The organism is Paenibacillus sp. T2-29, from assembly GCF_052921365.1.
Genome location: NZ_JBREVE010000001.1, coordinates 231,416 through 254,521 on the forward strand (window position 1 = coordinate 231,416; position 23,106 = coordinate 254,521).

Genomic DNA, 23,106 nt, shown 5'->3' on the forward strand with positions numbered 1-23,106 from the left:
TCTAATCGTAACCGTGTTTTGCCTTATTCTTGATGGTTTTCACCAAAAATGCAAACAGATGTTTTCTTTTACCTTGTCCATTTTAATTCAATATATCCCGTTTCGTAAAGACGGCGAATGAAACAATCAACGCCGCAGCCCCCCAAATGCCCAGTACAGCTAAAGAAAACGGCAGGGTCATTCCCTCAATCGGGGCAGGGCTTCCAGATAAATAATCGGTTAATCCGAGGTTAACCATAAATAAATATTTGGCGCTCTGCCAAGATGAAGCCATGTTGGTCAGTATAGTGCCCGAAATGAGCGCGGCCATCATGACCACGATACTTGCAGCTGTACTACGTACCAGAACAGATACCATAAAGGCTAACGAAGCAACCACCAGACTGACAAACCAGATCAATCCGGCTTGCAGCATCAGGTAATGCCATTGTGGAATTGCATGTACAGCAGACAAATCCACCGTCGATCCAACAATTTGAAAGCCGGTAAATACCGGAACATTAAAACCACGAAAACCAAAAAACAAGCCTGATATGAGATAACTAATGACAAATACGGCCAAAATGATGAGCGAAACGAACATATACAGTGTCAGCAGCTTGCTCAGCAGTATTTTCCACCGCCTGACCGGCCGAGTCAGCAACATTTTTATCGTGCCTGTCGTCCGTTCTCCTGAAACCAAGTCCGAAGCAATGGCCATGATCAACAACGGAACGAACAGATTTATGGAGTTATCCATAAACTCTCTGGTAAAAGTGACGCCACTCGGCTCATTAGGATTCACGTCATTTTCCAGATAATATTGCATCTGCTGCACAAAGACCCGACGATAGGTCTTCCATTCTTCGGGAACCCTATCGCTGCCCAGCGAGTTTTGGTTATCGGTAATGGCTTGACGCAGTTCCAGCCGCCAATCATTGCCGAATTTCTTGCGATTGTTTTCTGCCACTTTCATCTGAGCGTACGTAAAAATCGGCACAAGCACAAGCAAAACAAGTAAAATGACATAAAATCGTTTCTTCTTGATAATTTTAAGGGTTTCATTTTGTACGAGCGGTAAAATATTATTCAAGTATCTCACCTTCCGTCATTTTCAGGAATAGTTGCTCCAGTGTAGGATTAATTTTGGTTACACCTTTAACGGAAATACCGGAAGCTGTCATGTGTGCGACCAGCTTCGCAATATGCTCTTCATCCATTTCTGTAAAAATAGCATCGACTCCGCTGCCTGCAACAATGCTGTCATCAATTAATTCATCGACGTTCGTAATTATGTGCACATACGGAGAATTTTGCAATAGGGCAAGGCCTTGATCGCGAGGCTCCAGCTGCCATACAGCCATATGTGAGTGTGTCTCAACTAGTTCCTGTACCCCACCAACAGCCAGCACCTTTCCCCGACTAATAATTGCCACACGATCACATAGCAACTGGATCTCGCTGAGCAAATGACTGGAAACAAATACAGCCATGCCTTCTGCCGCTAACAAACGGATAAAAGCTCTCATCTCTTTGATTCCCTTAGGGTCTAGCCCGTTCGTCGGCTCATCCAAAATGAGTAGCTTAGGTCTGCCAAGCAAGGCTTGAGCTATACCAAGACGTTGGCGCATCCCCAGTGAATATGTACTTACCTTATCATGGATGCGACGATCGAGCCGAACCAACTCAACCACCTCGCGGATGCGCTGTTCATCTACACCAGGCTGCATGCGGGCAAAATGTTCTAAATTCTCCCATCCTGTCAGGTAGCTGTACACCTCTGGATTTTCCACAATAGAACCAATATGCCGTAAAGCCTGCTCAGGGTCACGATTTACATTATGACCGCATACGGTTATTGTCCCTTCCGTAGGCTTAATTAAATCGACCAGCATACGAATAGTCGTCGTTTTTCCTGCTCCATTGGGGCCGAGAAATCCGAAAATTTCACCTGCGCGAACGTCGAACGTTACATCATGAATGATCATTTTGCGTTTAATGCGTTTCTTAACATGCTGAACAGAGAGCACGATTTCATTATTGCTGCTGTCTCTGTCTGTGCTACCAACCTGATTGGAGGAATGAAGACTGGACACTGCATTCGTGGATGTCGAATCTTGGGTCACGCCAGCCTCGGTCTTGTCAGCAGATTGGATGCTCATTACTTGTTCCCTCCCTTTTTCGCTTCTGCAGGTTGGCTACTTGTAGACTGTTGATTAGGATTTACATGATCGGTACCCTTCGTTGCGGTAACATCAAATCCTTGTGCGATACGCTCAGCGATTGCCTGATAGCCTTGTCCGTTGGGATGAAAATGATCGGATGATAAATAGACGGGCAAATTTTGCTCGAATAAATCGAAAGTTGGAACCAGCGTCATGTTACTGTTTTGGTTGGTAATTGCCATGGCAGCCATATTCCATTCAGTTACCACAAGATTACCGGGAATTTTCATTTCCCGCAGATCACTGAATGGATTATACAATCCTACATAGACAATTTTAGCATTCGGATTGATTTTCCCTACCTTTGTTAGCACCTTTTGCAGACGTTTGGCTGCATCAGGCAGAGCTTTGCGCAAACCGCTGAGTGTAGGTGGCTCTTTGCCGGTTTGGGCCGCCTGTGCGCCCTGAAATAAATCATTTCCGCCAATCGAAACTATAATCACATTAGCCTTCTTCAGTACATAAGACACACCAGGCTCATCCAGCTTGGTTAATAGTCCTTGAGTCGTCAGTCCATTAATCCCTAGATTATTTATGAGCCGAGCTTTATGTCCTTCCTGATCATTTAACAAAGTCACCGACCGACGCACAAAACCACTTCCGGAGTCATCCCCCGTTCCTTTGGCTAACGAATCGCCAATGGCAGCTACGCGCAACTCTTCCGTCTGAGCAGTAGCCGATGGTGCAGTTTGTGTCTGCGATGAACCGGATTGTACAGGTTGAGTACTTACCAATGGCTCTGGAGCCGTGATACTTCGTACTGCTGCAATAAATCCGTACAATAATAGCAGTGTGGCGGCAATGGAAACGGAACCGACAGACCGCCAAATCCATTTTGATGAATTCACTCGTGTTCCCTCCTGATAGCTTGGTGAAATAAACATAAAGCTTCTCCTGTCATTTTGCAAATAAACCGTTCTGGTTCAAGCGAAAATCAATGATTACAATCTCATATAATTTTCCATGAACATACTAAAAAAGGATGGCAAATTCCCATCCTTTTATCATACTTTTTGTGCGAATAGCCCTTCCTCTCATCAGCGGGATTAGACGGAAAGAAACTATTTGCTATCAGGGATGAAACTTCTAATCCATTGTCCAAAACTACCCGGATTTCGGCTTTGAATCAGTACTGTGCCTTCACCGCGAAAACGACATACAAGGGCTTCCCCACTCGTTACGCTGGACAACCAGCCTTTAGATGCTTTTTCAATTCTATAATCCATATAATCCGGCCACGCCACTAGATGAGCATTATCAATAATACGCTCTTCTCCTGGCGCAATATAAATAGGGTGAATGGCTCCATAAGAGGATAGGAATACTGTGCCTCGGCCACTGATTTCTACAATAAAAAAACCTTCACCGGAGAATAAACCTTTCATCAGGTTTTGCATTTTGGTACTAACCTCAATACCTTCTGTACAGGCCAAAAAACCGTCCTTTTGGACCAACAGCCTATACGTGCCATCTAGTTCCACTGCTTGTACATCACCTATGCTTGCGGGGGCTAGCAGTACTTCAGCGGGTCCCCGGGCTGCCCTCAGCTCTTGAAAAAAGAATTTTTCTCCGCTCAGCATTCTGCCTAAACCACGTAACAGTCCACCGTCTACCGTCCCCTTTATATCTACACTGGAAGACATGGAAACCATCGCTCCCATTTCCGCTTTAATGGTTTCTCCGGGGCTCAACTGTACCTTGAGCATAGCAAAGGCACCTTCATGCACGATTTCGTAGCTCATTTGTTCACCTAGCTTTCCAAAAGTAGTCTGTTATCCATTCAGCTTACTGTCATCATACTATAAGCGCGTCCCATATGTCTTTTCTGGGATAGAGAAATGGTTTATGCTTGAAGAGTCATAAGCGACATAAAAAGACCCGCTGAACGTTGTCAGCGGGTCTCTAAATTACGTTTCGTCACTATCTTTTTATAAACAGAAATGACGTTTGAAACGTTTTTTCTATCAACTTAGTTACGTGTGAACTCTTGTACCCAATATCCATTGTAGTAAGCCACACCGATTTGTGTATATTCTGCCTTCAAAATATTTTCACGATGTCCCTGACTATTCATCCAGGCCTTCATTACTTCTTGTGGTGTTTTTTGTCCCATTGCAATATTCTCACCCGCATACGTATAAGTTACACCGAATTTTTTCATCATATCAAATGGTGAACCGTAAGTCGGAGATGTATGGGAAAAGTAATTGTTCGTGCTCATGTCCTTCGCCTTCGCTAAGGCTACTTCTGTAAGCTTCGCATTAGAGGTGAGGGGCTTCAGACCTTTTTGGCTGCGCTCGTTGTTTACAAGTTTTACCACCTCGGCTGCAAATTGAGACTTGCTCAGTTGTGCATTAGAATCTGTAGACTGACCTGCACCTGAGTTGGCGTTTTGTGTTTGGGTCTGTTGCTTGGTAACAGTCTTTGAAGCCTTTTGGCTAGCCTGATTCGTCGTTTGCTTGCCAGAAGAAGAATTTGCTGTTTTTGTTTTAGCCTTGTCCTTTTCAGAATAATCCTTAATGACAGTCTTCGTTATTGTTGTCGTCCCGTTGGACATATTGACTGTGTATCCGTTATTTTGAAACCACTGTTGTAATTGGGCAGACAAATCGTCAGCTGGTGAAGCTGATGCCGGAACGATGAATCCTGCGGATAAAACGGCGCTTAAGCTTCCCATCACCAGTGTTTTTTTCAACATATTCTTCATTTCGTCATCTCCTTGTTGTATAAGTGCCTTGGTGTGAACGTCTCAGGTTACAACTTTGTAATCTTTACTCTAGCAGTATATCATGTTTTATAGCATCATCAATGGTATAAAAGTTGGAAAAAAAATAGCCTGCTCGGCAATGGCGAACAGGACTAAGTTAAAAATATTGAGGCTTTAAGTATTAGATTGTTTGTTGCAAGCTGATTATCTAAGCTTTTTGCTGAAACGGTAGCCTTGCTTCTCAAAGCCGATTCGGTTGTAGAAAGCACGGGCCTCTACTTGTTTGATGCGGTTATTCGCTCCAGTAATGAATAAATGATAGCAGCCTTGCGCACGCCCCCACTCCTCACCACAAGCAACCAATCGTTTGCCAATGCCTTCGCCGCGATACTCCCCGCTCACGACCAGCATGGTGATTTGTACAGCAGGATCAGGATAGGCCAGGCTTTGAGCCGTATGCATGCCGATTACTCCGACAACACAACCATCCATTTCTGCAACCATCATATTCGCTTGACTGTCCTCCTGCGCTGTTCCCATAACTTCTTTCATAACGCCACAAGTCATCGGGTATCCGACTTCTCTAAGTAGTCCAGTTACGGCTTCACAATCGCCAAGCTCTACGGAACGAATTGTCAGTACTGGAATCATCACACTGTTAGACATGATTTACCTCCACTTTCAGCATATTGGCAGCTTCTTTGGCTGTCTTCCGTGCTGTCTCCACATCTTCTGCAGCGCTAAGCGCTACAGCCATCCGGCGTCCCGGCTTGGTTTCAGGCTTCCCGAACACTCGCACCTGTGTCCGGGGTAGCAATAGTGCATCATGCAGACCGCTTATTGCGAAATCGCGCGTAGCCACTTCTGCCTTCAAGGTAGCTGAAGCTCCTGGTGTAAGCAGCGTGACCGAAGGCACCGGGAATCCGAGAATCGCCCGTACATGAAGCGCAAATTCAGACAAATCCTGCGTGATCATGGTTACCATACCTGTATCATGCGGACGCGGTGATACTTCACTGAATATGACGCTATCAGCCGTTAAAAACAGCTCTACGCCAAACAATCCGTAACCACCCAGTTCATCCGTAATCGTACGGGCAATGTCTTGCGCCTCCGAAAGCTGCTTGTCCGTCATGCCATGAGGCTGCCAAGATTCGACATAATCCCCATCTTTTTGAATGTGGCCAATCGGTGGGCAAAAAGTCGTGCCTGATTCCGATCTGACGGTCAATAAGGTAATTTCGCTCTCAAACGGGACAAAAGCTTCAACAATGACACGTGTCGTTTTGGCACGCGCGCCTTCCAGCGCCGTATTCCAGCAGGATTCTGCGTCTTCGAGTGTCCGACATACAGACTGCCCTTTACCCGACGAACTCATTAAGGGTTTGACCACACATGGCGTGCCCAGCTCTTGAACCGCCGACCGTAACTGCTCAAAATGATCTGCAAAACGGTAGGCGGCAGTCGGAAGCTGTAATTTCTCGGCAGCCAACCTGCGGATACCCTCCCGGTCCATCGTAAGACGGGCGGCCCGGGCCGTTGGTACTACGTGAAATCCCTCTTGCTCTAATTCTTCCAAAGCACCCGTAGCAATAGCTTCGATTTCAGGTACAATTATGTCGGGCTGTTCCTTGCGAATTAATGCCTTCAACGCCTCAGCATCCTGCATATCCAGACAGTGAGAGCGATGAGCCACCTGCATTGCTGGAGCCAGCTCATAGCGATCTACAGCAATACATTCCACGCCAAGCCGCTGAGCTTCAATAATGACTTCTTTTCCCAATTCGCCGCTACCCAGCAGTAGCATCTTCTTAGCCTTGGCAGAAAAAGGAGCACCCCACATCTTGAACTCTTCCCCCTCTGACGATATTGCTCTGATCTCTTTTCATCTTTATTTTCAGGGTTTAGCTCCAAGAATGCAATAGTGCTCGGCATTTTAATTTACAAAAAACGCGATTTTTTGATCTTTTTTTTACAAAAATCTGAACTGTGCTTCCACCAGCCCCCGATATATTCCATGTTTTTTCATCAATTGTTCATGATTACCACTTTCCTGGATTTCCCCATGGTCCAGTACAACGATATGATCAGCATTCCGAATAGTGGACAAACGGTGAGCAACCATAAAAGAAGTTCTGCCTTCCAATAGAACCTGAAGAGCCTCCTGAATTTTCAGCTCCGTTTCCGTATCAATGCTAGCTGTGGCCTCATCCAGAATAAGAATTCGCGGATTAGCCAGTAAGGCACGAGCAAAGGATAAGAGCTGGCGCTGGCCCATGGACAGCATCCCTCCACGCTCCTCTACCTCTGTTTCATAGCCATCTGGTAAGTGAACAATGAATTCATGAGCATTGACCGCCTTCGCAGCCGCTTCAATTTCCTCATCCGTTGCATCCAAACGGCCAAATCGGATATTATCGCGTATCGTCCCCGAAAAAATAAATGTATCCTGAAGCACGATGCTAATCTGGCTGCGCAAGCTCTCCACCGTGACATCTCGCACATCATAACCATCAATGGTAAGTCGCCCTGACGTAATGTCATAAAAACGACTGAGCAAATTAATAATTGTACTTTTACCTGATCCGGTATGACCTACAAGCGCTATAGATTGACCCGCCTCGACAGAAAGATTAATACCTTTAAGCGCCTGACGTCCCTTTTCATATTCAAAAATGACTTTTTCAAATTGAATATCACCCCGGATAGGCGGTAAGGCTTTTGCTCCCGGTTTGTTTGCAATATTCGGCTGTTCATCCATGAATTCAAAAATTCTTTCTGAAGAAGCCATCGCAACCAGTAGCTGATTGTACATTTGACCCAGCCGATTGATTGGCTCCCAAAAGTTCCCTACATAGTTGGCGAATGCAACCAGCAGCCCCACCGTAAGCTGATCTGTCTGAATTAAATGCGCTCCAAACCAGAACAGCACAAGCGTACCTAATCCTCCGGTAATATCAATAAGTGGTCCAAAGACCTGATTCATAGCAGAAGCCTTATCCCACGATTTTTTACTGGAGCTGTTCATATCGTCGAAATAAGCCATGTTTTCCTGCTCCTGCGTATATGCTTGTGTCACACGAATTCCCTGAATAGATTCATTCAAATGAGAATTGATACGCGAGTTCTTCATGCGTACTTCTTGCCAGGCGCGACGGATGCGTACTCGCAGCTTGGTCGAGATCAAAAACATGATCGGAACGGTCACAATCACTGCCAAACCGAGCTTCCAGTTAATAAGCAGCAAAATAACAATAATTCCGAAAAGCTGTACGCAGTCAATCAGGACATTCACTGCACCATTCGTAAATAAATCCTGTAGCGAGTTAATGTCATTCGTCACACGTACTAATACAGAACCCGCCGGTCTTTTATCAAAAAAGTTAAAGGAAAGCTTCTGAATATGCTTGAACAAATCTTCACGCAAATCGTAAATAACCCGCTGACCAATAATATTGGTGAATTTAATGCGGTACGTACTGGCTGCCCATTGAATTAAATATAACAAGAGCACGGCACCCGTAATGAGCAACAATAACTTTACGCTCGGCAGTGCAGGCCATGCGGGAGCAATGGCCTTGTCAATGGCCAGACTGATCAAATATGGAACCGTCAACTTAGTAATCGTGCCGAGAATCATCATGACCAGAAGAATCGGCAGAATCTGACGGGCATAAGGTTTCATGTATGCTAGCAAACGTTTGAATTCCGCCCAGTTAAACGGTTTATCAATGACCTCATCATCTTGATAGACAAAGCGCTCATTGGTCGGCTTCTTTAACGGTTTGGCTTTTTCTACTGGAATATTCATGGTCTCACCTGCCCTTCGGATACACCGTCTGGAGCCTCCGCTATGTAATCGGCGTATTGAATATGATACACATCTTGATATGGACCTGGAGTAGCAATGAGCTGTTCATGTGTTCCACGTTGGACGATTCGTCCTTCCTCAAGCACTACAATTTCATTGGCATGACGAAGCGAAGAGATTCGATGAGCTATAATAAACGTTGTGCGTCCACGCATAACCTCTTGAAAACCGGACTGAATTTCATGCTCCGTCTCCATGTCGACCGCACTGGTAGCATCATCCAGCACGAGAATTTTCGGATTTTTGAGTAGTGCGCGCGCGATGGCGATCCGTTGTTTCTGCCCTCCAGACAGTCCCAATCCACGTTCACCAACAACAGTGTCGTAGCCCAGCGGTAATTCAGTTATGAATTCATGCGCCTGAGCCAGCTTGGAAACGCGTATGATGTCATCCATACTGACATGACTTAACCCATATGCAATATTGTTGCGTATAGAGGACGAGAACAGAAACGTCTCCTGAAACACAGAAGAAATTTGAGCACGTAAATCGCGAATTTTCAAATGACGTATATCCGTCCCATCCAGCTTGATGCTTCCTGCATTCACATTGTAGGCTCGCATGAGTAGTTGAATAATGGTCGACTTCCCGGAACCTGTTCCTCCTAAAATCCCAATGACCGATCCCGGTGGCGCATCCAGATTTATGTCAACAACAGCAGGTAGCTTATTTCCGTAAGCAAAGGTAACATGATCAAACGTCACATGACCCTTCACCTGATCGGCGTTGAGTGTAAGTGCATCAGCTTCATCGGTTACATCTACAGACTGATTCAGCAACTCCAAAACCCTTTCACCGGAAGCTTTGGACTGCGTATAGTTATTGATATGAAAGCCAATGCTCCAGATGGGACCGATAATATACCAAATTAAGCTAAAGAAAGCGACGAGTTCCCCCAAGGTCATTGACTTCTGGATAACTAGATATCCACCCATGCCCAAGAGAAGAACCACACTGACCGAGGCAATCAGTTCCATCGCAGGAAAAAATCGACTCCATAAGGAAGCAGCCTGAATTTGGTTACTTTTGTACTGCTCATTACGTACGGAGAATTTTTCCACTTCATAGGATTCGCGAGCAAAAGATTTAACGGTTCGCACACCTGTAATATTTTCTTGTACCGCTGTCGTCAGGGCACTGAGAGCAATTCGCATTTCCTGAAAGGTGGGATGAATCCGAGATTCAAATTTGAATGTGACGAAGAGTAGCAATGGCATGCTGATCATCGTAAAGAGGGTGAGCTGCCAATTAATATACAGCATCATGATAGAGCCGAATACGACCATCAGTAGCACATTGAGGAGTTGCGCAAAACCAAACCCGATAAAGTTGCGAATCGCCTCCAAATCACCAGTCAGACGGGACATAAGATCCCCCGTTTTGGCGGTGTCATAATATCTGAAGGACAGAAATTGCAGCTTTTCGTAACAGGCATTGCGAAGTCGATACGCCAGATAGTTACCTAGCCGTCCACCAAAAAAACCATGTAAAAATTGCATAAACCCTTTGATGATCACGACTCCCAGTACAGTCAGAGCCAGAACCGGAACTTTCTCGAAGTCACCGGGAATGATAGCGTTATCAATGAGCCGTTGGAGCAGGTTCGGATACACCAGTCCCAAGGCCGTCGCTATCGCAAGGCATAGAATGGAAAGAAATAGATAATGTCTCCTCTCACGAAAAAAAACTTGCAGTTGCCTGAGCACTTCCATGTCAAGTCCCTCCATTAGTTGCACGACGTTGTTATATGGCTTAGTGAAGTTTACCATCCGTGTTCCAAGGCGGCAAAGAGGATAACGGGCCGTTTTCAGGCAGGTTCGCAATTGGTAGGTGATTAGACAAATTAAATCGCTTTCTTATCATTGAATATGGCTATTTCCTCAGTTTTCCTTTCTTTTTGAAGTATGCTTAAAACACCGGATTGTCCCACAACCCGGTGTCTTGACCTTAATGCAATCATGAACATATTTATATTGACACTAAATTCGCGAGCTGATCAGCAAGCTCTTCCCAAACTTGTGGCTCCTCACCGCCGTTAAGTGCATGTTCCATACCACGAATCGTCTCCAGCATTTGCTCTCGTAGCTGTGCTTTCTGCCACGTTTGTTCCTCTTGCATCATAGCAACGTAAAAAGAAGACATTCGTTCTCGCTGCTGATCCACAGCTTCTCCGATTAACTGGCGTAATATGGGCTCCAGTCTAGTTTGTAAATTCGCCCGACCCGTCCCTTCAAAAAATAGCTTTGGATTTTTAAAGCTATTCCAATAATCCTTCCACTGAATGGACTCCTGTAAGGAAATATCGCTCAGTTCGGGGACAACCCATTCTCTAAATCCAGGAACTGTGCAATCTAGCCCATTCAACTGAAGGTTCATGTGATCTACGCACTGTTGGATAGCTTTACGCACCAAGGCTTGCCCCATTTTTTCTAGTCTGAGGGTGGTTGCCAGCAATTCCTGAGACAACTCCAGTTCGATCAATCGCATCAGCTCACGACCACAAGATGCAAAGGCCAAACGAAGATCACCTACTCCTTCACGCAAAACAGATGGATGGAACGCTTCTGCCATAAATTCACCCGTCCGGTAGGCTAGCCTTTGGCGTACATGATACAACAGTTCATCGGTTTCGTCCGACAGCACAGATCCACCATTGTTGTCAGTCGAACCAAGGAGCACATTCTCCAGTTCCCCACGAATTCGAGTTAATTGCTCTAATCGGAGCTCACGCTCTTCAGCGCTATACCGGGCATCAGCAGCATGTTGCTCTATTCGGCTTCGCAGACGTCCCAGCTCCTGCATAGCAGATGCAATAGACAAACCTGCCAGCTCTTCGGCTGCAAATGCCGAAAAATCATTCTCAAACACATCAAACCGTGAAGCTGCACGTAGCGAAGCCTCTCCCTGCTCGGCTGCTTCCAACGCCAGCATGCTGGAAAGCGGATAAATACGCGGCTTTCGGATTCCGTTCGCCTGAAGTTGTTCCTGTACATGCTGAGTCACAGAATATAGTTCATCTTCAGAAGACGCCAAATCGGATGCGTTGACGATAAAAAACGTCTGATTCAGCGCCAATGTCTCTTTGACTCGGCCCAATTGATTCAAGAACTGCCGGTCTCCTTGCGTAAACGCATGGTTATAGTATGTCACAAATACAAGGGCGTCTGCATGCTTCATATAATTGAAGGTCACACCTGTGTGCCGTGCATTCACAGAATCGGCACCTGGCGTATCCACCAGCACGATGCCCTGACGAGTCAAAGTGCAATCATAATAAAGGTCGATATGCTCCACGAAGCATGATTTGCGCTCGGATGCGACAAAATCTCGATATTGCTCTAGATTCACCTGAAGCTGTTGTCCTAGCAAGCTTTCAGCTTCTTCCCATCCAGCTGCAGCAGCCTTCAAAAAGCTGTAATGAGGCCTTCCCGCAGGATGAATACCTTCTGGTGATAACGAATTTACGGCTTCTTGCCAGCCCACGGATGCTGGCTCTCCCAATCCTAATAACCGAAATGAGTATTTAAGATCTTCCCGCAACGTATCCACTGATTTCATGTGGACGTCAGCCGTGGCATGGCGCTCATGACTTGTAGGCGCCATAATGCGATTAATCGCCGCTGTCGTCGGATGCGGCGATACGGGTAACACCGCTTCGCCCAGCAAAGCGTTGGCAAAGCTGGATTTGCCGGCACTGAATGCTCCGAATAGCGCCAGTGTAAAGCGCCCGTCCTCCAGTGCAGCAGCTCGCGCATGTAAATCCCGAACAGCCGCCTGCATCGCAGGGTACGGGCTTACCAATGCAGCGGCCGCCTTCAATCTTGTCGCTGCTGCATCCAGCCGCGTACGGCGGCCCCCGGCGGCAGACTGCGCTGTCGTCATGCCTGCTTGTGGCTGCACCGATGCGTTGTGCGAGCCAGCAATGTCTGGACGCACGGCACCTGTTGAAGCCGTATCTGTCGGGGCAGCAGCTTTGGTGTCGGCCGCAGGAGCAGGCGTGCCCACACGGGGCAACCCGCCAGGCGCGGAAGCCTGCGGCAGCATGCTACGCAGCAGGTCGGCGTGCGAAGCCAAGGCTTGCAGGCGAGTGCTGTAACGGCTCGCCGCGTCCGCCTGCGCCAGCAACGCAGTGCGCGCATCCGCGAGAGCCTCGCGGCTGGCTTCGGCCCGTACCGCAAGCTGGGCCAGCAGGCGGTCTACCAGCGCCAACGCCTTGCGGCGGCAATCAGCGGTCACAGCAGCGCGCAGGTCCTTGCAATAGTTCAACGTATACTCCGGAGACAAAGCATTTTCCTTTACTGTCTGCTCTACCAGTTGCCGATCCATTGCAGGGCGGATGTCATCCAGCTCCTGCTCCATCGCAGCGGTCCACAGCCCTTGACCTTCTCCCCATGACCTCAGTAACTCACGCACATGAGGCAACAGTTGTCCCTCCACCTGATCACTCAGCATCCCTGCCAGCCGGGCCAAACGGCGCTCCTTTTCTCGCTCCGTCTTTCCTCCGGCAAACCATAACCCTGTTTTAAAGCCCGGCTTGCGGCTTTCTAAATATTCGCCAGCCGCTTCACGTAGCTCCGCAGGCGTGAGATGAGCATGTTCCAGTAGATGATCCAGCTCTTGACGAAGCCGTTTATGCTCCTGCTCTGGAAGCATCCTCCAGTGTTCATCCTCTTGCTGTAAGGCCTTCTGCTCTATGTCCAGGCGCAAAATGGCCTCTTCTCCACCTGCTTCTTTGAGCAGTGCGTTTAGTTCCTCTTCTTCAGCGGTCTGCACCGTCTCCACATGCTGCTCTACCAAATGGTGCATAGAAGACACTAAACTATAAGCCAAAAGCTCTGCTTTGCGCTCCAGCAAATTCGAAATCAAGCACGTCAACTGCTCCCACTGATTCCAGGGGTGATTCTGTTCCTTCAAGGAAGTAAACAGAATGTCCGTGTAATGTACCTGCCAGGCATGAAAGCTGCTTTCCACCTCATTACGATAACGTGTAAAGGATAGCTCCCGCTCTCGGTGCTTATCGATTTGATTGATGATCAAATATAATGGCTTGCCCCAATCCGACAAACTTTTGGCAAAAGACAAATTATTTTCAGATTGGACATGATTGTAGTCCATCACATAAAAAACAATATCAGCCCAATGTAAAGCTGAATGTGTCGCCATCGCGTGTCCGTGGTCTGTGGAATCTACGCCGGGTGTATCCAGCAGCACTCCTTCACCAGATAATATCGGTATATCCTCCCATACTTCAACTGATTCATAGGCTCCACCATTTTTACAATACTCAGCAAGCTCGGACAGGGAAGCTTCCACGATTTCCGGCTCCGGGTTTTCCAACGATCGGGCTGGATGAATAAGCACTCTCGAACGTCCATGACGGATGGACACTACATTAGCGCTTGTAGGCACCGGTCCAGATGGGAGCACGGTTTTACCGCACAGGCTGTTAATCAAGCTCGATTTACCTGCTGAAAAATGTCCACAAAAGGCAATGGTCAGCTCTTGCGCATGCGCTTTTTCCAGTAAATCCCCTAGCGCCCTCGCTCCCGCTTTATCCCCTGTTTTACGCAAGTTATCCTGTATCTGTTCTATCGTATTCAACCACTTTTCCGCATCTCCTGTAATCGTTTGCATCATAAGCTACGGTTTCACTCCTTGTTTCTTATCTGCACCAAATAGCTATATTGTAGCATTCCTAAGCCACTGTGAGAATCATCACATTAAAAAATTAAAAAAAGCGCTCCCTGCCTGTACCTGGCTTTCGGGAACGCGTTCTTGTAAATGGCAAACCATAAGTTTATTTTATAATGTCCAAAACAGATCATCACAGTAATGCTTCAATATATTCTTCCATATCCAGAGGGTCTGTCGTTGCTTCAAATCGTTTGATCACTTTCCCGTTCCGATCAATCAGGAATTTTGTGAAATTCCATTTGATCGAATCTCCTGGTAAGTACTCAGGATGACGCTCATGAATTAAAGGAATAAGTATTTTGGCAACCGAATGTGTTTCATCAAAGCCCTCAAAGGGCAACGACGAAGCAAGATATGTAAACAACGGGTGAGCCTGCTCATCACGTACATTCACCTTTTGGAACATGGGGAATGCGACACCATAATTCAGAGTACAAAATGTTTGCACCCTTTCATTGGAATCCGGCTCTTGATCGGCAAATTGATTGCATGGGAACCCGAGAATCACCAAGCCTCTATCCTTATATTGATCATATAGACGCTGCAAATCCTGATATTGAAATGTAAAACCGCACTGGCTGGCCGTATTTACAATCAACACTACTTTATCTTTATAATCACTAAGGGTGATCTCCTTGCCGTTCATCGCAATGGCTGAATAATCATAAATGCTCATTTAAGAAACTCCTCTGAAAATGTAATCGAAGATTTCATATTTAAATATGTGAAATCATCCATATCCAGCGTTTTATGACGGTCTTCAAGGTTCGTATATGCGCCTGCGGGCTGGTTAGACCAGCCGAGCCGCCTATACCGGAACATGCAACGCATGTCGTCCGCTAATTACACTTAATTAGCTGCAGTCTCAAGTACTGGCAGCAAAATTTCAAATACTTGACCATGCTGTAAGATCGTAATTCCACGGGATTTATCCTTCATTACGACCACTTCTGGTTTTTGTGACATACGCTCCAGGTAATGCTCAGGGACATCACCAGAATGACTAACTGTGATTCCCTCTAGCTCGCGCTCTTCGTTTTCAGCAAACTCTGTTGTTACAATTTGCTCAAAAATATCGGAGAACGCCTCAAAATTATCTGTATATACCGAAATGCACTTCATTACTCTTCATCCTTTTCTACACATAAATGGTTAAACCCTCTTATTACCTTTATAGGTCTTTCGGGTCTTTAAGCTCTACGTTTCTTATCTTTTCTGATAAGAGACGTTTTCATACGTTTCTTGCCTTCCCTGCACACATCCAGCAATGGACACACCTGACATTGAGGGTTTTGAGCTTTGCAATGGTAGCGTCCGAAAAAAATGAGCCGGTGATGGGTCACAGACCATTCATCCCTAGGTACCCTTTTCATCAGCTTTTTTTCCACCTCAAGCACTGAATCATCCCACCCTGCAAAGCCGAGCCGTTTGGAAACGCGCTCTACATGCGTATCTACCGCAATAGCTGGTACATCAAAGGCAGTAGATACTACGACATTAGCCGTCTTGCGGCCAACACCGGGTAGCTCGACCAGTTGATCATGCTCCGAAGGTATCTCTCCCCCGTACTGGTCTATTAAAATCCGGCAGAGGTTATGAATATGCTTGGCCTTGTTTCGGTACAAGCCGATTCTACGAATATCCTGCTCCAGTTCCTCAAGAGGAACAGCCAAATAATCCTCAGGTGACTTGTATTTTTGAAACAGGTCTGCCGTTACTTTATTGACCATCTGATCGGAGCATTGAGCAGACAATAACACGGCAATCGTTAATTCAAAAGCATTGTCATGGTTCAGCTCACAATGGGCATCCGGAAACATCGTACCGATGGTGTCCAATATATGACGTGCGGTTGCTGCATTCACGGAAATCCTACCTCCTAGCAAAAAAAACGTCTTGATACGGGATAGCCCGCATCAAGACGGTCACTCTAAATAATCATCCGGAAAGAAACGAATACTATTTGTGCATGACTGCCTGCATAGGCGAGAAATACACTCCTATATTATCATTATCTGTCACAGATTGCACGTGAAAAGTGTGTAAATTCTCAAGAAATTTTCATACAGTCTGATCGATTAACGGCTCATTGGATGCTCCAAATCTACATGTCCCATTAAGGACTCCAGAGATTGACCATCTACGAGCAAATCCAGCGTTTTGACTTCCTTGAATTGGAACATCGTTTGCTTCAAAGCATCGATAGCCAATTCCTCGCCGCCAGCTCCCAATCGAGCCTCATCCGGCAGGGAAATATCAAAGGTCAATGCACCGTTATCCAATTTGATCTTATGCACGGTAATTTTCTCGGACCACAACGGAATCAGAGCAGAATCACCGCTCTTTTGTAGAGCTTCAAACGCTTTTTGGAATTTTTCCAGCTCGCTCGGATAGGTAATTTCCTTTTTTTGTTCTTTCAAACCGTTCTCTTGTGTATCCGTATAATACACCGTGATCTGCTGTGTTTGACGATCTCCTGACTTTTCCGTGTCCGTCTTGGTCTTTGTAGGCTCCGTCGACGGAGTTGCAGGTGTTTGACTCGCTCCATTATTTTCAGCAGACTGAGCTGATGGATCAGGGGTCGTCTGTTCGGGTGTACTATTTTGTGCAGCTGAAGTTTGTGTTTCCTGAGATGGAGTCGCAGGAGCCGATGTTTGCTTAGAGGCACACCCTGCACCTGCAATGGCAAACAGTGCCAGCAGACCTGCAATTACGATTTTCTTGTTCATATGTCTGTCCCCCTCCTTACTTGACGTTGGCAAGCGATTTGTTGAAGATTTATTTTACGTCGAGATACTCTGTGATTCCATCTGCAATCCCTTGAGCTACCCGGTTTTGAAAATCTTCATCAAACAGTGTTGCTTCCTCTTTTGCATTACTCAGATATCCTACTTCAAGCAAAACAGCTGGCATAGTCGTTTCCCGAATTACATGGAAATTTCCATAACGAATGCCGCGGTCTGTCAGACCCGTCGCAGGAGCAAAGTACTTATGCATAACGTTGGCGAACGCTTTGCTTGCACTACGCTGGTAATACGTCTCTGTGCCGTTGGAAGCTGAGCTACCGCTGCTGTTAGCATGAATGGACACAAACACGTTGGCTTTAAGATTTTCAGCCACTTTTACGCGCTGTTTAAGCTCCAAAAATGTATCATCGCTACGTGTTAACACAACCTCAAGCTTGGGGTTTTGTTTTAATATGCTTTCTACTTTCAGAGCCATCGCCAGGTTGAAGGTCTTTTCATAATTTTTTCTTGAAATACCAACTGCCCCAGAATCTTTTGCTCCATGTCCAGCATCAATAACAACGACTTTTTTACCATTGCTATTAACTGGAGATGTCTGCGTATCGTCCGGCTCTGACCCATCCGGTAACGTTGCGTCTGGCGTTGTATTCACTGAATCCTTGGAAGCCAGATCGACGATAACACGATTCGATCCATCATTATATGCGGTATAATTCATGGCATGTTTCAAATCAATAACAACTCGCACCGTTGATGGTTCCTTTTGGAATAAAGCATATCGGATACCGGACACATCCGCTTCATTCTCAATGTCCAGCGAACCATTTAAGTTGCTATCCAGCTTCTGCTGGTCTCCAAAATTGTCCGCAAATGCAGTCGCTGGCAAATCCACCACTACCCGATCAGGGCCTGTCATCGTAAACGCTTTCGGCTTGACAGCACCCGCTGTTGTGATGGTTAATCGGTTTTGGCTGAAACTGACTCCCTGCACCTGCGTCACACCTGAACTCGCATTATTGGTTGGCGCAGTTACACTTCTTGTACCTGTACTGTTATTTCCGGACTTAGGAGGTGTAAATTCCCCGTTTCCAGACCCACTATTGCGGGTATATAATTTTACGGACTTGGTGCTGCTGTCCCATTTTACGTCCAGTCCCATTTGCTCGCCGATAAAACGAAGCGGTACAAGGGCATAATTGGAACGCAGCAGAGGCGAAGCATCCAGACTAATGTCGCTTCCATTGACAGTCGCCGTCTTACTTCCGATTATCATTCGGATCAAGGTACTGTCCTTCTCAATCGTTATGGTTCGCGCCTGCTGCTTCCATGTCACGTCATATCCCAAATTTTCAGAAATTACGCGTAGCGGAACCATCGTACTTCCGCCAATTACTTGTGCCTTAGCACCACTAGGGACACTTAACTGTTGATCGTCGAGATAGATTTGTGTTCCACTCGAAGCCGCATGTCCATAACCCGGAACCGCCCACATGAAGACAAATAATAACAACAAAAAACCAAATTTCTTCATTCGTCACCCTTCCATTCATAATTTTTTTGCCACATGCTCCGGTGCGGCGACCTGATATACGCGCTTATGTAATATCAGACAACCTTATAGACGTTATCTCACACCAAAAGTTGCGAATATATTCCATCATAACAGAAATATACGTGCCAAAGAACTATTTTTGTCGAATTTTGACTAAAAATATGGACCATTTGCTTCCCGTCAAAAGTCACAGCAAAAAAATAAAAAAAGCTACTATTTTACCCTCATGAATTTTCATTAAAAGGTGAAAAAGCAGCTTTTATTGCAAACTTTCTTAGTTGAGTGATTCAGTTACTCCTGTGCCTGTTCCAAGGTACTCTTTCAGGCCATCGACAATACCTTCGGCAATCTTCTGCTGTGTTTCTTCTGTGAACATGGCCGCTTCATTTGACAGATTACTAAGGTAGCCACATTCCAGTAATACAGCGGGCATTTGTGATTTTCTCGTCACCACATGGTTTGCCACCTTAATACCGTTATCCTTAAACTCGGTTGCTGCTACAAGATGCTTGTGCATGATCGTGGCCAGGCTCAAACTTTCCTGACGTGCATAATAGGTTTCAGACCCATTAGCTTTTCCGTTATTAGAAGTTGGCATACTGTTACCATGAATGGAAACAAACACGCTAGCCTGCTGATTATTAGCGAGCTGTGGCCGTTCATCCAGTGTGGGATACGTATCTCCATTGCGAGTCAATACAATTTGAATATCAGGATCATTTTGGGCAAGCTGCTGGACTTTTAACGCTACCGCCAACGTAAATTCCTTCTCATGTCGTCCAGTCACACTGCCTGCTCCAGGGTCCTTACCACCATGTCCTGGATCAATTACGACGATTCGCCGTCCTTCGACATTCGTTGGAGCTACTATCTCCGGGTTCACACTACGTTCACGCAACTGAAGGGTGATATCACCTATGCCATTTGTTGAAAGATCGTAATCACGTGCCTTATTCAAAGCAATGACAATACGTGCTCCTCCTTTTGTTCCATCCGCAGGAGCAAATCTGATTTCCTGTACATCCTCACTGTCACTATTCGTCAGCGCCCGCGTGCCATCCTTGCGAACCGGGAACGACTGGAGAAGATCTGTCGACAGTGAAGCCTCCGGTAAATCTACAACTATGCGGTCAGGTCCCGTCATTTTGGATACTTTAGGAGTTAGGTCTTTGTTCAGAGAAATCTTTAGCCTTTCACTCTCAAAAGAAATGTTTTGTACAAGCACCGCATTTGCAGTGGTCTGTTCTACATTTTGCTCCTTGGTTGTTGACGATACAACTTCCGTATGCTTGTCTGCTTCAACTGGAGTTATTGTCGTCGCTGTTGCTGTAGACGTTTTATTTGTGCTTTTTGGACTCTGTGTTGACATTTGCGACGGTTGTTGGGACTGAGACTGTTTATTCGCTGGTTGAGTTGCAGTCTTCTGACTGAGATTTACGGATTTATTTTCATTATTCCAATCCACCTTTAACCCCATTTGCTCCCCAACAAAACGCAATGGAACCATGGTCGAGCTGCCCCGCAGCACAGGTGGTGCATCCAAACTAACTGTTTTTCCGTTCACATCAGCCGATGTACGGCCTACATACATAGACATATCGGTACTGTTTTTTTGTATTGAAATTTTATAGGCTTGAGGTTCCCACTTAAACTGATATCCAAGCTGCTCCCCCACCACCCTGAGCGGTACCATGACTTTACCATTGACCATTTCAGGCTTGGCATCTGCAGGCGCTTCCACCCTTTTGCCACCCAAAAACAATTCTGCTCCAGCCGCATTCACATGAGGGGAGGACGGCCACAACCAAATCAAAATAGCCGCTAGTATCACCCAACCATATTTCTTCATCCTCATTCCCCTAACTTATTTATGTATTTTTTGTGCTACTTACAGACATAGTCCTTCAACCATTTTACATTTACAATACCATGATGAGTCGAACCGTCAACCCCTTATTTACCAATTTATTTTCTAAACATGATAAAAGCCCGCAGGCAAAAGAGTTGCCAGTACGGGCTGTTTGTCTATCAAATAAATCAACTATATTTCTTCATAATGGAGCTGGACTGGAGATGAACATTAGGCGCCTTGTTTCGCAGCACGTTTTTGCTCATAAGCCAGAATTTCAGACTCGTGCTGGAGGGTCAAGCCAATATCATCCAAGCCTTGCAGCAGGAATTGACGGCGATGTTCATCCAGATCAAATTCAATACGCAGACCGTAATCGTCAGTGATCGTTTTTTCATTCAGGTCTACGTTTAATTGGTAATTATCATGCTTCGCCGTGCGCTGGAACAAATCCTCTACTTGCTCTTCAGACAGCTTGATCGGCAAAATACCGTTTTTAAAACAGTTATTATAGAAGATATCCGCAAAAGACGGTGCGATTACACAACGAAACCCATAGTCCATGATTGCCCACGGCGCATGCTCACGGGAGGAGCCGCAACCAAAGTTGGCACGAGAGATCAGAACAGATGCCCCTGCATAACGAGGCTTGTTCGGTTCAAATTCAGGATTAATATTGCCCGCTTCATCAAACCGCCACTCGTAGAACAAAAACTGCCCAAAGCCTGTACGCTCGATTCGTTTCAAAAATTGCTTAGGAATAATAGCATCCGTATCCACGTTGACCCGATCCACAGGCGCTACAATTCCTTTTAAAGTTGTGAAAGCTTCCATCGTTAATTCCTCCTCCGTATCCTAGCGGACAACTTCTTCCTGCTTGAATTTCCAATCCCGTACATCGACGAAATGTCCATGAATCGCCGCAGCGGCTGCCATTGCTGGAGATACAAGGTGAGTACGTCCTCCGCGTCCCTGACGACCTTCAAAGTTGCGATTAGAAGTTGATGCACAACGCTGTCCCGGTTGAAGCACATCTGGATTCATCGCAAGACACATGCTGCAACCCGCTTCGCGCCATTCAAATCCTGCTTCTTGAAAAATGACGTCCAGCCCTTCTTCTTCAGCCTGAATCTTCACACGACCCGAACCTGGTACGACGATTGCCGTGACTTTGTCAGAAACCTTGTAACCTTTGGCTACCTCGGCTGCAGCGCGCAAATCTTCAATCCGACCGTTGGTACAGGAGCCGATAAACACGTAGTCAATCGCAATATCCGTGATCGGTGTGCCTGGCTTCAAATCCATATATTCAAGCGCTTTTTCAGCTGCTTTACGTTCGTTTTCTGTCGGCAATTCTGCCGGAATGGGTACGGTTGAGGAAATATCTGTGCCCATACCGGGACTGGTGCCCCACGTTACTTGTGGAATTAAGGAATCCACGTCAAACTCCAGCACGACATCAAACTCGGCGCCTTCATCGGTGACAAGCTTTTTCCACTCAGCAACCGCCTGCTCAAATGCGTCACCTTGGGCTACATGTTGACGTCCACGCAAGTAGTTGAAGGTCGTTTCGTCCGGCGCAATCATACCTGCTCTGGCTCCGCCTTCAATAGACATGTTACACACTGTCATGCGCTCTTCCATGCTCAACTCGCGGATGGACTCACCTGTGTACTCAATAACATAGCCTGTAGCGAAATCTGTACCGTATTTGGCGATGACACCCAAAATCATGTCCTTTGCCGTCACACCAGGTTTGCGACGCCCTACAAAACGAACTTCCATCGTTTTTGCTTTTGCTTGCTGGAGACATTGCGTTGCCAATACGTGCTCTACCTCACTGGTTCCGATACCAAAAGCGAGCGCTCCGAACGCCCCGTGTGTGGAGGTATGGCTATCACCACAAACAATCGTTTTTCCCGGATGAGTCAGCCCCAGTTCAGGCCCCATAACGTGAACGACACCCTGATCCACCGTATCCAGATCATATAGTGTGACACCGAAATCGCGGCAATTTTGAGTTAATGTATCAATCTGCTGCTTGGAAATCGGGTCCGTAATGTTGTAACGATCTTTTGTCGGTACGTTATGATCCATTGTGGCAAACGTCAGCTCTGGACGACGCACCTTGCGACCGCTAAGACGTAGTCCCTCAAACGCCTGCGGCGAAGTTACCTCATGTACGAGGTGAAGATCAATGTACAAAATACTCGGCTTGCCCGCTTCCTGATAGATGACATGGTTATCCCAAATTTTCTCGAACATGGTCTTTTTACTCATCAATATTCACCCCTGTGTTTTTCGAACCTAGTGGAGAGAAGCTGTACGGCTCTCTCTTGGATGTCAACAATATACCACGACGTGTCTGATTGGTCTAAGATATGATATCTATAGAAGTGATAGTCTTGACCTATAAGCGCGCTTAAGAAAATATTGAGGCAAGACTAAAACACCAAAGGCCGAAGGTTATTTTTCCTTTTGA

The 23,106-nt window shown here is 46.2% G+C and carries 18 protein-coding genes; all 18 read right to left on the reverse strand.

What is annotated here, in order from left to right; translation table 11 throughout:
* Positions 1-82 precede the first annotated feature (82 nt).
* A complete protein-coding gene (locus ACU1JV_RS01515) occupies positions 83-1,072 on the reverse strand; it encodes an ABC transporter permease (protein ID WP_013371581.1) in 990 nt (329 codons plus the stop codon).
* Positions 1,065-2,141 carry an ABC transporter ATP-binding protein gene (locus tag ACU1JV_RS01520; RefSeq protein ID WP_413986523.1) on the reverse strand — a complete coding sequence of 359 codons (1,077 nt, stop codon included), beginning with the start codon at positions 2,139-2,141 and terminating at the stop codon, positions 1,065-1,067. The genes ACU1JV_RS01515 and ACU1JV_RS01520 overlap by 8 nt, the downstream gene beginning before the upstream one ends.
* Positions 2,141-3,088 carry a GDSL-type esterase/lipase family protein gene (locus ACU1JV_RS01525; protein ID WP_413986524.1) on the reverse strand — a complete coding sequence of 316 codons (948 nt, stop codon included), beginning with the start codon at positions 3,086-3,088 and terminating at the stop codon, positions 2,141-2,143. Before ACU1JV_RS01525 ends, ACU1JV_RS01520 begins: the two co-directional genes overlap by 1 nt.
* Before the next feature lie 177 nt (positions 3,089-3,265).
* Positions 3,266-3,946, reverse strand: a complete 681-nt coding sequence (locus ACU1JV_RS01530; RefSeq protein ID WP_013371584.1) for a TIGR00266 family protein — start codon at positions 3,944-3,946, stop codon at positions 3,266-3,268.
* Between the two features lie 227 nt (positions 3,947-4,173).
* The gene (locus tag ACU1JV_RS01535; protein WP_413986525.1) at positions 4,174-4,911 is read right to left on the reverse strand and encodes a CAP domain-containing protein; all 738 of its coding nucleotides are present in this window, start codon (positions 4,909-4,911) and stop codon (positions 4,174-4,176) included.
* 204 nt (positions 4,912-5,115) lie between these two features.
* Positions 5,116-5,577, reverse strand: a complete 462-nt coding sequence (locus ACU1JV_RS01540) for a GNAT family N-acetyltransferase (protein WP_013371586.1) — start codon at positions 5,575-5,577, stop codon at positions 5,116-5,118.
* Positions 5,570-6,754 (reverse strand): formate-dependent phosphoribosylglycinamide formyltransferase, encoded by a 1,185-nt coding sequence (gene purT, locus ACU1JV_RS01545; protein ID WP_019687815.1) that lies wholly within the window; start codon positions 6,752-6,754, stop codon positions 5,570-5,572. The genes ACU1JV_RS01540 and purT overlap by 8 nt, the downstream gene beginning before the upstream one ends.
* A 129-nt stretch (positions 6,755-6,883) precedes the next feature.
* Entirely contained in the window at positions 6,884-8,722 is a 1,839-nt protein-coding gene (locus tag ACU1JV_RS01550) for an ABC transporter ATP-binding protein (protein ID WP_058712283.1), read from the reverse strand.
* Positions 8,719-10,494, reverse strand: coding sequence for an ABC transporter ATP-binding protein (locus tag ACU1JV_RS01555; protein ID WP_013371589.1), 1,776 nt, complete (start codon positions 10,492-10,494; stop codon positions 8,719-8,721). Before ACU1JV_RS01555 ends, ACU1JV_RS01550 begins: the two co-directional genes overlap by 4 nt.
* Before the next feature lie 256 nt (positions 10,495-10,750).
* Positions 10,751-14,419, reverse strand: a complete 3,669-nt coding sequence (locus ACU1JV_RS01560; protein ID WP_413986526.1) for a dynamin family protein — start codon at positions 14,417-14,419, stop codon at positions 10,751-10,753.
* A 187-nt stretch (positions 14,420-14,606) separates the two neighbouring features.
* Positions 14,607-15,152 (reverse strand): glutathione peroxidase, encoded by a 546-nt coding sequence (locus ACU1JV_RS01565; protein ID WP_413986527.1) that lies wholly within the window; start codon positions 15,150-15,152, stop codon positions 14,607-14,609.
* A gap of 173 nt (positions 15,153-15,325) precedes the next feature.
* A complete protein-coding gene (locus tag ACU1JV_RS01570; protein WP_013310628.1) occupies positions 15,326-15,598 on the reverse strand; it encodes a hypothetical protein in 273 nt (90 codons plus the stop codon).
* A 68-nt stretch (positions 15,599-15,666) separates the two neighbouring features.
* Positions 15,667-16,341 carry an endonuclease III gene (gene nth, locus ACU1JV_RS01575; protein WP_413986528.1) on the reverse strand — a complete coding sequence of 225 codons (675 nt, stop codon included), beginning with the start codon at positions 16,339-16,341 and terminating at the stop codon, positions 15,667-15,669.
* Between the two features lie 213 nt (positions 16,342-16,554).
* On the reverse strand, positions 16,555-17,205 hold the full coding sequence (locus ACU1JV_RS01580) for a GerMN domain-containing protein (protein WP_013371594.1): 651 nt from the start codon (positions 17,203-17,205) through the stop codon (positions 16,555-16,557).
* A 49-nt stretch (positions 17,206-17,254) separates the two neighbouring features.
* A complete protein-coding gene (locus tag ACU1JV_RS01585) occupies positions 17,255-18,754 on the reverse strand; it encodes an N-acetylmuramoyl-L-alanine amidase (protein WP_413986529.1) in 1,500 nt (499 codons plus the stop codon).
* 295 nt (positions 18,755-19,049) lie between these two features.
* Positions 19,050-20,624 (reverse strand): N-acetylmuramoyl-L-alanine amidase, encoded by a 1,575-nt coding sequence (locus ACU1JV_RS01590; protein WP_446724492.1) that lies wholly within the window; start codon positions 20,622-20,624, stop codon positions 19,050-19,052.
* A 231-nt stretch (positions 20,625-20,855) separates the two neighbouring features.
* The gene (leuD, locus tag ACU1JV_RS01595) at positions 20,856-21,458 is read right to left on the reverse strand and encodes a 3-isopropylmalate dehydratase small subunit (RefSeq protein WP_017427583.1); all 603 of its coding nucleotides are present in this window, start codon (positions 21,456-21,458) and stop codon (positions 20,856-20,858) included.
* Between the two features lie 21 nt (positions 21,459-21,479).
* Positions 21,480-22,904 (reverse strand): 3-isopropylmalate dehydratase large subunit, encoded by a 1,425-nt coding sequence (gene leuC / locus ACU1JV_RS01600; protein ID WP_413986531.1) that lies wholly within the window; start codon positions 22,902-22,904, stop codon positions 21,480-21,482.
* Between the last annotated feature and the right edge of the window lie 202 nt (positions 22,905-23,106).

Excerpts from the sequence above, each read along its gene's own strand:
- ACU1JV_RS01580 (WP_013371594.1), bottom strand. The coding sequence starts at position 17,205 with ATGAACAAGAAAATCGTAATTGCAGGTCTGCTGGCACTGTTTGCCATT.
- ACU1JV_RS01570 (WP_013310628.1), bottom strand. The coding sequence starts at position 15,598 with ATGAAGTGCATTTCGGTATATACAGATAATTTTGAGGCGTTCTCCGAT.
- ACU1JV_RS01550 (WP_058712283.1), bottom strand. The coding sequence starts at position 8,722 with ATGAATATTCCAGTAGAAAAAGCCAAACCGTTAAAGAAGCCGACCAAT.
- ACU1JV_RS01560 (WP_413986526.1), bottom strand. The coding sequence starts at position 14,419 with ATGATGCAAACGATTACAGGAGATGCGGAAAAGTGGTTGAATACGATA.
- ACU1JV_RS01585 (WP_413986529.1), bottom strand. The coding sequence starts at position 18,754 with ATGAAGAAATTTGGTTTTTTGTTGTTATTATTTGTCTTCATGTGGGCG.
- leuD (WP_017427583.1), bottom strand. The coding sequence starts at position 21,458 with ATGGAAGCTTTCACAACTTTAAAAGGAATTGTAGCGCCTGTGGATCGG.
- ACU1JV_RS01535 (WP_413986525.1), bottom strand. The coding sequence starts at position 4,911 with ATGAAGAATATGTTGAAAAAAACACTGGTGATGGGAAGCTTAAGCGCC.
- ACU1JV_RS01555 (WP_013371589.1), bottom strand. The coding sequence starts at position 10,494 with ATGGAAGTGCTCAGGCAACTGCAAGTTTTTTTTCGTGAGAGGAGACAT.
- leuC (WP_413986531.1), bottom strand. The coding sequence starts at position 22,904 with ATGAGTAAAAAGACCATGTTCGAGAAAATTTGGGATAACCATGTCATC.
- ACU1JV_RS01565 (WP_413986527.1), bottom strand. The coding sequence starts at position 15,152 with ATGAGCATTTATGATTATTCAGCCATTGCGATGAACGGCAAGGAGATC.
- ACU1JV_RS01520 (WP_413986523.1), bottom strand. The coding sequence starts at position 2,141 with ATGAGCATCCAATCTGCTGACAAGACCGAGGCTGGCGTGACCCAAGAT.
- ACU1JV_RS01590 (WP_446724492.1), bottom strand. The coding sequence starts at position 20,624 with ATGAAGAAATATGGTTGGGTGATACTAGCGGCTATTTTGATTTGGTTG.
- purT (WP_019687815.1), bottom strand. The coding sequence starts at position 6,754 with ATGTGGGGTGCTCCTTTTTCTGCCAAGGCTAAGAAGATGCTACTGCTG.
- ACU1JV_RS01530 (WP_013371584.1), bottom strand. The coding sequence starts at position 3,946 with ATGAGCTACGAAATCGTGCATGAAGGTGCCTTTGCTATGCTCAAGGTA.
- ACU1JV_RS01540 (WP_013371586.1), bottom strand. The coding sequence starts at position 5,577 with ATGTCTAACAGTGTGATGATTCCAGTACTGACAATTCGTTCCGTAGAG.
- ACU1JV_RS01525 (WP_413986524.1), bottom strand. The coding sequence starts at position 3,088 with ATGTTTATTTCACCAAGCTATCAGGAGGGAACACGAGTGAATTCATCA.